Here is a 13,818-nt window from a genome sequence, read left to right as displayed (position 1 = left end):
CCCCCGTCCCCACCGCCTCCCCACTTGCCTGGAGCCCACTCCAAGTCGTTGGCTTGTGGACCATGGAGTACACGCAGCTCGGACGCACGGGACTCAAGGTCAGCCGACTCGTCCTCGGCACGATGAACTTCGGTCCGCAGACGGACGAACCCGACAGCCACGCCATCATGGACGCGGCGCTGGACGCGGGCATCAATTTCTTCGACACCGCGAATGTGTACGGCTGGGGCGAGAACAAGGGCCGTACCGAATCGATCATCGGCACCTGGTTCGCGAAGGGCGGCGACCGCCGGGACAAGGTCGTCCTCGCCACCAAGGTGTACGGCAACATGGCGGCCGACGGGGACGCCTGGCCCAACCACGACAAGCTCTCGGCGAAGAACATCCGCCGCGCTGTCGACGCCTCTCTCCAGCGCCTCCAGACCGATTACATCGACGTCTACCAGTTCCACCACATCGACCGGTCCACCCCGTTCGAGGAGATCTGGCAGGCCGTCGACGTCCTGATCCAGCAGGGCAAGATCCTCTATGTCGGTTCCAGCAACTTCCCCGGCTACAAGATCGCCCAGGCCAATGAGATCGCCGAGCGCCGCGGCGGCACCATCGGCCTGGTCAGCGAGCAGTGCCTCTACAACCTGTCCGAGCGGCGCGCCGAGATGGAGGTCATCCCGGCCGCGCAGGAGTACGGCCTGGGCGTCATCCCCTGGTCCCCGCTGCACGGCGGGCTGCTCGGCGGTGTGATCAAGAAGGAGGTCCAGGGCGGACGCCGCGCCTCCGGCCGCGCCGCCGCCACCCTGAGCGACCCGGCGGCCCGCGCCCAGATCCAGTCCTACGAGGATCTCCTCGACAAGCACGGCCTGGAACCCGGCGAGACGGCCCTGGCCTGGCTCCTCACCCGCCCCGGCATCACCGGCCCGATCGTCGGCCCCCGCACCGCGGAGCAACTGGAATCCACGCTCCGAGCGGTCGACCTGCACCTCTCCGACGACACCCTGAAGGCCCTCGACGACATCTTCCCGGGGCCGGGGCCCAGCCCGGAGGCGTTCGCCTGGTAGTCGAAGTGGTCGAAGTGGTCGAAGTAGTCGAAGGGGTTCAGCTGCTTCGGCTCTTCATCGGGCGGAGGGGGACGGCCGACCTCAGCGGCACCGGCCGACCCCAGGGGCGCCGGGGGTGAGGGTGCCCCTCCGGGCGCCCGCGGCCTACCTCCCCACCGCAGAGGCCAGAGCGACAACCACGAACAAAAGAACAAGCGCACCGGCCATAATCCGGTTCCGGGTCTTCGGATCCACGCCCCGAGCCTAACCGCCGCCCCCGAGCGCCCAGCGCCCGACCACCTCGTACCGTGGCCGGGCGCCCGGCACTCCCCGCGCAGGCGGGTTGCTGCGGACCAGCGCGAGGTCCAGGACCGTCCACTCCGGCCCCCCGAACCCCGCCAGCGCGGCCACATACTCCCCCACGTCCAGCACCCCGCCCCGGCTCCGGGCCAGCGTCACATGCGGCCGGTACCGCCGGTGCTGCCCACGCTCCCCGTGCTCCCGGTGCCCCCCGTGCTCCCCCTGCCCGGCACCGGCGGCCCGGCGCCCCGCCGCCTCCGCCCGTTCCGCGAGCCGCCGCAGCACCGCGAGATCCCCCTCGGCCCCGGCCCACAGCGCCCGCCCGTGCCCGAACTGCCCGCCGCCCCGTACGGCCAGCGCGAAGGGTGGCGTACGCCCCGCCGCCCGCGCCAGCCGGGCCGACAGCTCGGGGACGACTCCGTCGTCGACCTCCCCGTAGAAGGCGAGGGTGAAGTGCCAGCCGGACGGGTCGGTCCAGCGCAGCGCCTGGGCGCCGGGCAGGCGGCGCAGCGCGGCCACCTCGTCGGCGAGGGTGGCGACAACGGGTCCGGGCGGCGGCAGCACGGCCGCGAAGAGCCTCACGGCCCCCGACCCTGCCACACCCGGCCGGGTCAGGCAGCCCCGGCCAGCTCCTCCCCGGAGGGGTCCCGGTCCCCGTCGTCGCGACCGTCCCGCTGCCGTGGCACGAACCGCAGGCGGGGCCGCCCCGCGTCCCAGCCCATGGAGAGCCGCAGTCCGCCGACCCGGGCGAGGATGACGCCGATGGTCGCGGCGGCGAGGGCGGCGACCGCGCCGCCGACCGCGAGGCCGATCCGGGCACCGTAGGTGTCGGTGATCCAGCCGACGATCGGGGCGCCGACCGGCGCTCCGCCGAGGAAGACCATCATGTAGAGGGCGAGCACCCGGCCCCGCATGGCGGGGTCGGTGGACATCTGGATGTTGGTGTTGGCGGTGACGTTCACCGTCATGCCGAAGAGGCCGATCGGGATCATCATCAGGGCGAACATCCACAGCTGCGGTGTCGCCGCGGCGACGATCTCCAGCGTCCCGAACAGCAGCGCGGCGGCGCTGAGCACCCGCAGCCGCGCGGTGCCCCGGCGGGCGGCGAGCAGCGCGCCGGTGACCGAGCCGACGGCCATCAGGGTGTTGAAGAGGCTGTATGCACCGGCTCCGCCGTGGAAGACATCGTCGGCGAAGGCGGACAGATACACCGGGAAGTTGAAGGCGAAGGTGCCGATGAAACCGACCAGCACGATCGGCCAGACCAGCTCGGGCCGCCCGGCGACATAGCGCAGCCCCTCGCGGAGCTGTCCCTTGCCGCGCGGGGCGCGTTCGACGGTGTGCAGCTCGCGGGCGCGCATCAGCAGCAGACCGGTGAGGGGGGCGAGGAAGGACAGGCCGTTGAAGAGGAAGGCGTAGCCCGTGCCGACCCCGGTGATCAGGACTCCGGCGACGGCGGGGCCGATCATGCGGGCGGACTGGAAGTTCGCGGAGTTGAGGCTGACCGCGTTCTGGAGCTGGTCGGGGCCGACCATCTCGGAGACGAACGACTGCCGGGCCGGGTTGTCGACGACGGTGACGAGACCGACGGTGAGGGCGGCCAGATAGACATGCCAGACCTCGACCAGTCCGGTGAGGGTGAGCACGGCCAGCGCGAGGCCGGTGAGGCCCATCGCGGTCTGGGTGAACAGCAGGGTGCGGCGCTTGGGGAGCCGGTCGACCAGGACGCCGCCGTAGAGACCGAGGAACAGCATCGGCAGGAATTGCAGGGCCGTGGTGAATCCGACGGCGGTGGCGGAGCCGGTGAGGCTGAGCACCAGCCAGTCCTGGGCGATGCGCTGCATCCAGGTACCGGTGTTGGAGACGACCTGGCCCATGAAGAAGAGCCGGTAGTTGCGGATCCGCAGCGACGAGAACATGACGGAGGACCGGCGCTTCTCGCGGGGGTCCTCAAGGGGGTCGTCGGGGGTGGTGTCGGGTTCTGGTGCGGGTGCGGAAGGTATTCCGGGTCCCGTACTCAAAGGGGTTCGCCTCCTTGGGACGAGGGATGATGACTTGGATCACTGGAGCGGGTGAAGTGACGGGTGAAGTGACCGGAGGGGCTGAGATGACTGGAGGGGGTGGAGTGGCTGGAGGGACTGGAGTGAGTCGCGCGACGCCATACCTCCGGCGGCGGACGGCACCCGTCGACTGACCGCGCCCGGCACCTACGGATTGCCCGGCGACCGCCCGTGCCCGGCACCTACGGATGCCCGGCGACCGCACACCCCCGCCACCGCCCGCAGCCGTCCACCCCGCCCCTACAAATGCGCGAGCTTCTCCAGCACGGGCGCGGCGGCGCGCAGCTTCGCCCACTCCTCCTCGTCGAGGCCCTCGGCCAGCGTGGCGAGGAAGGCGTTGCGCTTGGCGCGGCTCTCTTCGAGCATGGCCTCGGCCCGCTCGGTCTGGGTGACCACCTTCTGTCTGCGGTCTTCCGGGTGCGGCTCCAGCCGGACGAGCCCCTTGGCCTCCAGCAGCGCGACGATCCGGGTCATCGACGGCGGCTGGACATGCTCCTTGCGGGCCAGCTCACCGGGGGTGGCGGTGCCGCAGCGGGCCAGGGTGCCCAGGACCGACATCTCGGTCGGGCTCAGAGACTCGTCGACCCGCTGATGCTTGAGCCGACGGGACAGCCGCATCACGGCCGAGCGCAGAGAGTTCACGGCGGCGGCGTCGTCGCCATGGGTGGTGAGGTCCGACATGTCTTTAGCGTAACTCATTACTCTCTCTAAATACCACCCTCGGGAACGCCCTCGCGCGAGCACGCCCCCGTGCCCACCCCACCGGGCGGCGAAACCGCCGAAACCGGCATGCCACCCGAACGGGTGAGCCGGTTCCGGAAAGCGACGTGCCGGACACCCCGCTGCGGTGACCCTCGTGCCCATGGGGACCAGCGTGCTCAGCCTGCGTATGGACGAGGAGCTGCTCGGCCGACTCCGGAGCCATGCGGCCAGAAGAGGAATGAGCGTCCAGGACTATGTGGTCCGGACGCTCATTCGGGACGACTTCGACCAGCGCTTCAGCGCGGCGGTCGAGGAAACGGAGAAGTTCTACGGGGTCACCTGAGCCCCGGAGACACGGCCCGAAGGCCCTGCCAGCACCCCGGGCGCCTTACGTCAGCCCCAGCGCCGGCATCAGGTAGTAGAAGGCGAAGACCCCGGCCACCGCGTACATCGCCACCGGGATCTCCTTCGCCCGCCCGGCCGCGAGCCGCAGCACGACGAAGGTGATGAAGCCCATGCCGATGCCATTGGTGATCGAGTAGGTGAACGGCATCATCACCATCGTCACGAAGGCGGGGACGGCGAGGGTGTAGTCGGACCAGTCGATCTCCTTGATCGACCCGGCGAGGATCAGGAAGCCGACCGCGACCAGGGCCGGGGTGGCCGCCTGGGACGGGACCATGGTGGCGACCGGGGTGAGGAACAGCGCGACGGCGAAGAGCGCGCCGGTGACCAGGTTGGCGAAGCCGGTGCGCGCGCCCTCGCCGACACCGGCCGTCGATTCCACGAAGCAGGTGGTGGCGGAGGAGGAGCTGGCGCCACCGGCCGCGACAGCGATGCCGTCGACGAAGAGCACCTTGTTGATGCCGGGCATCTGACCCTCACCGTCGGTGAGCTTGGCCTCGTCGCTGACGCCCATGATCGTGCCCATGGCGTCGAAGAAGCAGGACAGCAGCACGGTGAAGACGAAGAGGACGCCGGTCAGCACCCCGACCTTGGCGAACCCGCCGAACAGACTGACCTCGCCGAGCAGCCCGAAGTCGGGCGTGGCGACCGGGTTGCCGGGCCACTTCGGGGTGGTCAGCCCCCAGGAGGGGATGGTGGCGACGGCGTCGATGATCATCGCGACGACGGTCATGGCGACGATGGAGATCAGGATCGCGCCGGCCACCTTGCGCACGATCAGCGCCAGCGTCAGCAGCACCCCGAGCACAAAGACCAGCACGGGCCAGCCGATGAGATGACCGCCGCTGCCGAGCTGGAGCGGGACGGTGGTCTGGGCGGCGTCCGGGATCCGGGACACGAACCCGGCGTCGACCAGCCCGATCAGCATGATGAACAGGCCGATCCCGATGGCGATGGCCTTGCGCAGGGAGTACGGCACGGCCGCCATCACGCGCTCGCGCAGCCCGGTGGCGACCAGCAGCATCACCACGAAACCGGCCAGCACCACCATGCCCATGGCGTCCGGCCAGGACATCCGGGGGGCGAGCTGGAGGGCGACGACGGAGTTCACCCCGAGCCCGGCGGCGAGCGCGATCGGAACGTTTCCGATCACCCCCATCAGCAGGGTGGTGAACGCCGCCGTCAGGGCCGTGGCGGTGACCAGCTGGCCGTTGTCGAGCTGGTGACCGTACATGTCCTTCGCGCTGCCCAGGATGATCGGGTTCAGCACGATGATGTACGCCATCGCGAAGAAGGTGGCAAAGCCACCGCGAATCTCCCGGGGCAGGGAGCTGCCCCGCTCGGAGATCTTGAAGTAGCGGTCGAGAGCCGAGCTGGGCATCGTTTAGAGGTTCCTACGAAGATAAGTGGCCAGTAAGAAACAGTTTCAGTATGAACATATGAAGCCGAAAACACCTATCTCCGCGCGTAGACCGGCGTGGGGGATCCGACCCCCGGCGGACCCCACCGGCCTCGTAAGCTGGCCCCATGGCGAAGTGGACACCCCGGCACGAGGCACCGGAGCCCCTGGAGGGCCCCGTGGTCGCCACCATCACGGGCGGCACGATCCTCTGGTTCGCCCTCTTCCTGGTCCAGCTCCCGTTCTACGGCTGGTACGCCGACCACGGCCACACCTGGTGGCTCTGGACCTGCCTGGCGGGCGCGGGCCTGGGCCTGATCGGCATCTGGTACGTCAGGAAAAGGGACCAGGCGATCAAGCGGGCGGCGGCGACGGCTGCGGCTTCAACGGGCTCCTGATCCGGTCGGCGCTCACAGCAACGCCCCCAATCCTTTAGGGGCGCGAGGAACTGCGCGACCACCCCCCACCAACCCGCACCCATACATCCGAGGCACGCCCCCCTCCTCCCCTGGTCGGATCTTCCCCACCACAACGGGTACACGCCCCCTCCCCCACGTACCGTCAAAGGCATGACGCACACCGACGCGGGTACCGGCCTGAACCCTGCGCACCCCCCATCCCCACCCCCGGGACGGGTCGGCGGACTCACCGGCGCGGAGGTCGCGGAGCGGGTGTCGCGCGGGCAGGTCAACGACGTCCCCGTCCGCAGCAGCCGCTCCCTCGGGGAGATCGTCCGGGCGAATGTGTTCACCCGGTTCAACGCGATCATCGGTGTGCTCTGGGTGATCATGCTGTTCGTCGCGCCGATCCAGGACAGCCTGTTCGGGTTCGTGATCCTCGCCAACACCGGGATCGGGATCATCCAGGAGTGGCGGGCGAAGAAGACCCTGGACTCCCTCGCGCTGATCGGCGAGGTCCGTCCGACGGTCCGCCGGGACGGCACCGCCACCGAGATCGGCACCTCGGAGATCGTGCTGGACGACGTCATCGAGTTCGGCCCCGGTGACAAGGTCGTCGTGGACGGGGTGTGCGTCGAGGCGGACGGGCTGGAGATCGATGAGTCACTGCTGACCGGCGAGGCCGACCCGGTCGTCAAGCAGCCCGGCGACGAGGTGATGTCGGGCAGTTTCGTGGTGGCCGGCGGGGGCGCGTTCCGGGCGACGAAGGTGGGCCGGGAGGCGTACGCGGCGCAGCTCGCCGAGGAGGCGTCCCGCTTCACGCTCGTCCACTCGGAACTCCGTACGGGTATCTCCACGATCCTCAAGTACGTGACCTGGATGATGATCCCGACGGCGATCGGGCTGATCATCAGCCAGCTGGTGGTGAAGGAGAACGCGTTCAAGGACTCGGTGGCGCGGACGGTCGGCGGGATCGTGCCGATGGTCCCGGAGGGTCTGGTGCTGCTGACCTCCGTGGCGTTCGCGATCGGGGTGATCCGGCTGGGCCGCAAGCAGTGCCTGGTGCAGGAACTCCCGGCGATCGAGGGGCTGGCCCGGGTGGACACGGTCTGTCTGGACAAGACGGGCACGCTCACCGAGGGCGGTATGGATGTCATGGAGCTGCGCCCGCTGGACGGGGCACAGGAGTCGTATGTCCGCACGGTGCTGGGGGCGCTCGGGGAGTCGGATCCGCGGCCGAACGCGTCGCTGAAGGCGATCATCGACGCCTATCCGGACGGCGAGGAGTGGCGCTGCACGGAGTCGCTGCCCTTCTCCTCGGCCCGCAAGTACAGCGGGGCGTCGTTCAACGAGGGTGGCGAGAGCGGCGGGGAGTCGAGTACGTGGCTGCTGGGGGCGCCGGACGTGCTGCTGGCGGCCGGTGACCCGGCCCTCGCGGAGACGGAGCGGCTCAACGAGCGGGGCCTGCGGGTGCTGCTGCTGGCGCGGGCGGTACGGGAGCTGGACGACCCGGAGGTGTCGGCGGGGGCGCGGCCGGTGGCCCTGGTGGTGCTGGAGCAGCGGCTGCGGCCGGACGCGGGGGACACCCTGCGGTACTTCGCCGACCAGGATGTCCGGGCGAAGGTGATCTCCGGGGACAACGCGGTCTCGGTGGGCGCGGTCGCGGGCAAGCTGGGCCTGACCGGGACGGTGATCGACGCCCGGGAGCTGCCTGCCGGGCGGGAGGAGATGGCGGGGGCGCTGGACGAGGGCACGGTGTTCGGGCGGGTCACCCCGCAGCAGAAGCGGGACATGGTGGGGGCGCTCCAGTCCCGGGGGCACACGGTCGCGATGACCGGTGACGGGGTGAACGATGTCCTGGCCCTGAAGGACGCGGACATCGGTGTGGCGATGGGCTCCGGCTCGGAGGCGACCCGGGCGGTGGCGCAGATCGTGCTGCTGAACAACAGTTTCGCCACGCTGCCGAGCGTGGTGGCGGAGGGCCGCCGGGTCATCGGGAACATCACGCGGGTGGCGACGCTGTTCCTGGTCAAGACGGTCTACTCGGTGCTGCTGGCGATCCTGGTGGTGTGCTGGCAGGTGGAGTATCCGTTCCTGCCCCGCCACCTCACCCTCCTGTCCACCCTCACCATCGGCATCCCGGCGTTCTTCCTGGCCCTGGCGCCGAACAAGGAACGCGCGAAACCGCACTTCGTCCGCCGGGTGATGCGGTACTCGATCCCGGGCGGGGTCCTGGCGGCGGTGGCGACCTTCACGACGTACCTGATCGCCCGCCACCACTACACGGGCCCGGACGCCCTGGACGCCGAGACCAGCGCGGCGACCCTGACCCTCTTCCTCATCGCCATGTGGGTCCTGGTGATCATCGCCCGCCCGTACACCTGGTGGCGGGTGGTGCTGGTGGCGGCGATGGGCGGCGCCTTCGTCCTGGTCCTCGCGGTCCCCTGGCTCCAGGACTTCTTCGCCCTGAAGCTGGTCGGTACGACGATGCCGTGGATCGCGGTGGGGATCGCGGCGGGGGCGGCGCTGGTGCTGGAGTTCCTGTGGCGGTGGGTGGACCGGCGGTTCCCGGCGTGAGCGGTCCCCGCGGATACCCGCGCGGGGGGGCGAGGAAAAGACACGGGGGCGAGGAAAAGACACGGGAGCCGCGAACCGGCCGCCGCCGGTCCGAGGCTCCCGCGCCCGGGTGATCCCCGGGCAATCCCCTGGGGGATCTACTTCACGTCGATGAAGTCACCGGTGGCGTTGACCGCGGGGGTCGTGCTCGTCCCGGCGAAGCTGTAGCGGTAGTAGCCGTCCTGGGACGCCTTGACCGTGGTCTTCAGCTCACCCTTGCTGTTGGTCTTGATGGTCTTGACCGTGGTGTAGGTGCTGGAGCTCTTCTTACGGAACTGGAGCTTCACGGGCTGGGTGGAGTAGCCGGCGTACTTGCCGGTGTCCCAGTTGGCGCGGGACAGCTTGCCGGTGACCGTGATGGTCTTGCCCTTCTTGACCGGCTCGGGGCTGGCGTTGACCGTCAGCTTGGAGAGGCGCTGGAGCTTGGTGGTGGTGACCTTGTCCTGGTCGACGTAGCCGATCTGGCCCCAGTCGGCGTTCGGGTCGAGCGGGTCCTGGCCGTTGAGGTCGATGGCGTAGCCGACGCCCTTCCAGCTGGTGGCGTCGGCGTTGGTCAGCTCGATGTCGGGGTAGATGTCGATCTTCCCCTTGCAGTTGGCGGCGGTCGACGAGGTGGCGGTGCAGGTGTGCGGCTCGTCGCCGTAGAGGAAGTTGGTCGGGTCGGTGAAGTCACCGCGGTAGATCTCGACGTTGACGAACAGCTCGGGGTCGGTGATGTCGATGTCCGCGGCGTGCGTCACCTTGTACGTCACCGGGACGCTGACGATCGCGGACGTACCGGCGACGATCGGCTTGCCGTTGTTGACCTTCACACCGGAGAACTTGAGGTCGAGGGTGTAGGGAACGCCCGGCTCCGCGGCGGCGGCGCGGAACGCGCTCTTGCCGTCGGCGGCGGCGGACGCGTCACGCGCCGCCTGGGCGATCTTGGAGATGTCCTCCGGGGTGTACGAACCGCCGTCGGCCTGCGCGGCCGGCACGGCGAGGGCGGAGAGGGCCAGGGCGCCGCTGACGACGACGCCGAGGGTGACCCGCTTGCGCATGTGCTTCCCCCCTGGGAAGTTGGGGCCCCGGCGGTCGCGCGGCGCGCGCTGCGCGCGCCGGCGCGTGGTCACGCCCGGGGTCCAATTGATCAGGTGAGCCTGTTGGCTCACCTGATCAGATGCATCAGACGCCCCAATGGTTGTACACATCCATGAAGAAATCGTGAGCACGTTCGGGGCGCGATCCGGCGCTTCAGGCTCCGGGAGACGAGTGAATGAACGACAAGCAGACGATCACGAACGTCCGTGACAATCCCGGAGGGTACGGCCTGAACCAGACCTACTACGCGACGGCCATGTTCCTCACGGGAGTCGATCTCGGCAGGTCGGGCGGGCTGCTGCGGGGCTTCACGGAGTGGCTGGTCGTCCGCAGGGGTGAGTGCAGCAGCTTCTACTGGCACAAGCAGGTCCTCCTCGACCTGTTCCCTGACGAGCGGCTGGTCGGAGACTGGCGGGAACCGGACCATCTGACCCCGGCCCAGAACCGCGAGGCCGTGGATCACCTGTGCTCACTCGTCCTCGCATTCCTGGAAGTGCGGGACAGTTCGCAGAAGCTGAGCCTGATGTACAAGCGATTCGCGGCGATGCACGCGCACATCTGGGACTAGGGGGCAGCGGAGAGGCCGCCCCCACCGGCGTCTCACCGGTAGGGGCGGCCTCTCCGCGCGTGCCACCCTCAGTCGAACCACCGATCCCGGGCCAGCTCCTCCGTCCGGGACGCGTCCTCCAGCAGGGCCGCGACCTCGAAGCGGCGGGGCCACTGGCGGGACGCCCACGCCAGGCCCGCCGCCACGCCCTCCAGGGTCGCGGCGTGCAGGACGCCGTCGTCGGTGAGCCGCCAGTCGACCTCGACACCGTCGACGAGCAGTTCCTCGTGCTCGACGTATGTGAGCGGGGTCGAGGGGCCCAGCAGGACCCGTACCGAGTCCGGTACCTCGTGCTCCGTGCCCTGCGAGTCCACCACCCCCGACACCGACTCGCTCAGCCGCCGTACCTGGAACAGTTCGGCCAGTTCGGCGGCGCGGGCGGGGCGGACCGGGAGGAGGGGGATGCCGTCGGTGAAGGGGAGGAGGTCCGGGGAGTCGACCACGACCGCCTCCGACGCGTCGACCACCGTCACCCGCCCGTCCCGCACGGCACGCAGCTCGTCCGGCAGGGTGACCTGCTCGGGGTCGAGGTCGGCCAGGGCGCCGTAGAGGGCGTGGAGCTGGGCGCCGGTGACCTCGCGGGAGGGGTCGGCGAGGCGGTCGAGGAGTTCGGCGGCGCCGCCCGGCTCCTCCAGGAGCGCGGCGACGGAGGTGCGGACGCCGAGCGCGCGCAGCACCTGTTCGTCGTCGAAGCCGGTGGCGTCCGCCTCCTCGTAGAGGCCGCGCAGCAGCGGGTCGCCGCCCGCGGCCAGCAGTCCGGCCGGGCGGCGGCCGTCGAGCACCGGATTGCCGCGCAGCCACCACGCCGTGTACGGCCGGACGACCTCGTGGGTGCCGTCGGGGAGGAGGACGCGGACCGGCTGGATGAGGGCGTCGCGCAGAGGCGGCCGGGCCAGCAGGGCGAGGGCCTCGGGCCACTTGTCCTCGTCCACCAGATCCAGATCCCGTACGGCGATCAGCTCGGTGGCGACGGGTGGGACCGGGGAGTCGGGGAAGCGGTCGAGGATGTCCTCGCTCCAGACGTCCACGGCGTCGAGGAGTCCGGCGTCGTCGGGCTCGGCGTAGTCGCCCTCGCGGGGTTCGAGTTCATCGGGGTCGAGGACGACGTCGGTGGCGCGGACGAGGGCGAAGGTGGCGAGGACCCCGCAGGCGGCGAGCGGCTGCTCACCCCATTTCGCGGCCAGCTCGGCGTCGACATAGGCGAGTTCGTCCTCGCGCATGACGGCGGCGAAGGGGCTGCCGGGGAGGACGAGTTCGCCGGCCGGGGCGGGTTCGCCGTCCTCGTCGGGGAGGGCGAGGGCGCCGAGCCAGGGTTCGTCGCCGGGTTCGAGGGCGGCGGCGCGGACCAGGGCGAGGACGGTGTCCGCGAGTTCGTCGGGGTCCGGGGCGTCCTCCTCCCAGCCGATGCTGCCCCCGCCGCCGTCGTCGTCCAGGGAGGCGGCGACGGCGGCTCGGACCTGGGGGGTGGTGAGGACGGCCCGGGGGGTCGCGGGCAGGGCGCCCAGCTTCTCCAGCAGAGGGTGCGTGGCGTCCGGGTGGGCCATCTTCAGCCCGAGCCGGGCGAGCACCTCGGGGTCGAGCCCGGCGGAGTCGGGGGTGGGGAGCAGCACCTGCCGGGGCCCGATGGTCGTCCGCCCGTCGGCGAGAGGAACAGGAAGCCCGGAGAGGCGGTCGGGATCGACCCCGGCGAGACTGTCGTACAGCCGCCACCACCACTCCGGTGTCTTCTCCAGCCCGGCCAGCCGGTCCACGGCGTCGGTGAGGGGCACGCGGGCGACCCCGAGCGTGCGCAGCTCGGAGCGCCGCTCCAGCCCGGCGGGCAGCAGCGTCGGCAGCACTTCCGCCAGCACCCGTACGGTGTCGGCGCCCGCGCCCTCGACGACCTCCGCGTCCCAGGGGCGCAGCGACTCCGGGGCGTCCTCGTCGGTGGGCGGCAGGGCGGGCGGCAGGAAGGCGGTGCGGGGCAGGCGCTGGAGGATGGCGGCGCGCAGGGCCCCGTCCAGCTCACCCTTGCCCAGGGGACCGGGGACCAGCGGAATGATCCCGTCCGTCACCGGGCGCCAGTCGGCGAGGAGTTCGGTGTAGGCGTCGGCGGCCCGCTCGACCAGGAAGTCGGTGAGGGGGCCGGGGGCGGTGTGGCGGCGGGTGGTGTCCTGCGGGAACGACGCGATGAGCAGGGCGGGGACGCCGAGGGGTTCGTCGCTGGGGGTGGGCGCGTGCAGCACGGGGCTGGTCCGGGGGCTGACGGGAGTGCCGTCCGCGTCCACCGGCACGGCCCAGGTGACCGACCAGTGGGGCCGCAGCCGTTCCTCGACGGGCCGGTCGGCGAGCAGTTCGGGCGCGACGGCCCCGTGCGCGGCGGCGGTCCGCCACCGGGTGACTCCGTCCCGGGAGTCGTCCACGACGGTCAGCGCCCCGTCGCTCCCGCGCCGCAGCGTGCGCTCCCCGTCCCCCCTCTCCACGACGACCTCCGCCAGCCCCGGCAGGGCGAGCAGCAGGGCGTCGTCCACGGCGTCGAGCAGCCGCTCGGCGAGTTCGGCGGCGGCGGTGTCCCGCAGGGGCAGGATGACGGCGGTGTCGTACGGGTCGGGCGCGGTGCCCTCGGCGGCGAACGGCAGCCGGAGCAGCGGTACGTGCCCGTCGCGCCGCCGGATCTCGTCGCCGAGGCCGGGGCTGTGCCGGGCGGTCCCGGCGGCCAGCTCGCGCGCCTCGGCGAGGGACCAGCGGACCCCGCCGTGCCGTCCGACGACGGCGGGCTCGTCGGTGACGGCGATGACGGCCGCGAAGCCGACGCCGAACCGGCCGACGGACGACTCGTTGTCCCGCTTCGCGGAGGCGCGCAGGGTGGCCAGCGATTCGACTCCGGCGGCGTCCAGCGGGGCGCCGGTGTTGGCGGCGACCAGCACCCCGTCACGGAGGGTGAGCCGGAGCCGTCCCGGCACCCCGGCGCGGGCGGCGGCGTCGGCGGCGTTCTGCGCCAGCTCGACGACCAGCCGGTCCCGGTAGCCGCCGAGGACGAGGTCCTCCTCGGCGTTGGCGTCCTCGCGGAAGCGGGCGGGGCTGGTGGCCCACGCGTCGAGCACCCCACGCCGCAGCCGGGCGGTCCCGAACGGGTCGGCCCCCTCGGCGGCCGGCCGCACGAACTTGCTCACGTTCACTCTCCTCATCGGCGTGGGGATGACCGTACCGCTCCGGGCGGGGGGTGGGGCCCGCGCGG

Annotated in this window: 11 protein-coding genes; 5 read left to right on the top strand and 6 right to left on the bottom strand. The window is 71.2% G+C overall.

The genetic code is table 11. The features are described from left to right. Nucleotides 1–62: 62 nt before the first annotated feature. A complete protein-coding gene (locus ABZX40_RS10335; RefSeq protein ID WP_355734391.1) occupies nucleotides 63–1,055 on the top strand; it encodes an aldo/keto reductase in 993 nt (330 codons plus the stop codon). Nucleotides 1,056–1,298: 243 nt separating this feature from the next. Here ABZX40_RS10335 and thpR read toward each other — a convergent pair whose 3' ends face one another. From thpR to ABZX40_RS10320, 3 genes are all read right to left on the bottom strand, one after another. Then, nucleotides 1,299–1,916, bottom strand: a complete 618-nt coding sequence (gene thpR, locus ABZX40_RS10330) for an RNA 2',3'-cyclic phosphodiesterase (RefSeq protein WP_355734388.1) — start codon at nucleotides 1,914–1,916, stop codon at nucleotides 1,299–1,301. A 29-nt stretch (nucleotides 1,917–1,945) separates the two neighbouring features. After that, a complete protein-coding gene (locus ABZX40_RS10325; protein WP_355734385.1) occupies nucleotides 1,946–3,355 on the bottom strand; it encodes an MFS transporter in 1,410 nt (469 codons plus the stop codon). Nucleotides 3,356–3,634: 279 nt separating this feature from the next. Continuing rightward, entirely contained in the window at nucleotides 3,635–4,075 is a 441-nt protein-coding gene (locus ABZX40_RS10320) for a MarR family transcriptional regulator (RefSeq protein ID WP_355734382.1), read from the bottom strand. Between the two features lie 181 nt (nucleotides 4,076–4,256). Between ABZX40_RS10320 and ABZX40_RS10315 the strand changes: the two genes are divergently transcribed. Continuing rightward, on the top strand, nucleotides 4,257–4,439 hold the full coding sequence (locus ABZX40_RS10315; protein ID WP_355734379.1) for a ribbon-helix-helix protein, CopG family: 183 nt from the start codon (nucleotides 4,257–4,259) through the stop codon (nucleotides 4,437–4,439). A 45-nt stretch (nucleotides 4,440–4,484) separates the two neighbouring features. On the opposite strand, the gene ABZX40_RS10310 is transcribed toward ABZX40_RS10315, so the two are convergent. Next, on the bottom strand, nucleotides 4,485–5,882 hold the full coding sequence (locus ABZX40_RS10310) for an NCS2 family permease (RefSeq protein ID WP_355734376.1): 1,398 nt from the start codon (nucleotides 5,880–5,882) through the stop codon (nucleotides 4,485–4,487). 146 nt (nucleotides 5,883–6,028) lie between these two features. On the opposite strand from ABZX40_RS10310, the gene ABZX40_RS10305 reads away from it, so the two are divergent. Together ABZX40_RS10305 and ABZX40_RS10300 are read left to right on the top strand one after the other, a co-directional pair. Then, nucleotides 6,029–6,298 (top strand): DUF2530 domain-containing protein, encoded by a 270-nt coding sequence (locus ABZX40_RS10305; protein WP_355734374.1) that lies wholly within the window; start codon nucleotides 6,029–6,031, stop codon nucleotides 6,296–6,298. A gap of 171 nt (nucleotides 6,299–6,469) precedes the next feature. Beyond that, nucleotides 6,470–8,875 carry an HAD-IC family P-type ATPase gene (locus ABZX40_RS10300; RefSeq protein ID WP_355734371.1) on the top strand — a complete coding sequence of 802 codons (2,406 nt, stop codon included), beginning with the start codon at nucleotides 6,470–6,472 and terminating at the stop codon, nucleotides 8,873–8,875. 137 nt (nucleotides 8,876–9,012) lie between these two features. Here the strand turns inward: ABZX40_RS10300 and ABZX40_RS10295 are convergent, their stop codons facing one another. After that, complete coding sequence (locus ABZX40_RS10295; protein WP_355734369.1) at nucleotides 9,013–9,954, bottom strand: hypothetical protein; 942 nt, start codon at nucleotides 9,952–9,954, stop codon at nucleotides 9,013–9,015. Nucleotides 9,955–10,169: 215 nt separating this feature from the next. Here ABZX40_RS10295 and ABZX40_RS10290 point away from each other — a divergent pair, with 215 nt between their 5' ends. Beyond that, a complete protein-coding gene (locus ABZX40_RS10290; RefSeq protein ID WP_355734366.1) occupies nucleotides 10,170–10,562 on the top strand; it encodes a hypothetical protein in 393 nt (130 codons plus the stop codon). Between the two features lie 68 nt (nucleotides 10,563–10,630). Here ABZX40_RS10290 and ABZX40_RS10285 read toward each other — a convergent pair whose 3' ends face one another. After that, complete coding sequence (locus ABZX40_RS10285) at nucleotides 10,631–13,753, bottom strand: molecular chaperone Hsp90 (protein ID WP_355734364.1); 3,123 nt, start codon at nucleotides 13,751–13,753, stop codon at nucleotides 10,631–10,633. Nucleotides 13,754–13,818 lie beyond the last annotated feature (65 nt).

Source organism: Streptomyces sp. NPDC004610 (assembly GCF_040609715.1).
Taxonomy (GTDB): domain Bacteria; phylum Actinomycetota; class Actinomycetes; order Streptomycetales; family Streptomycetaceae; genus Streptomyces.
The sequence above is the reverse complement of the archived record's forward strand: the minus strand, read 5'-3'. Positions and strand labels throughout refer to the sequence as shown.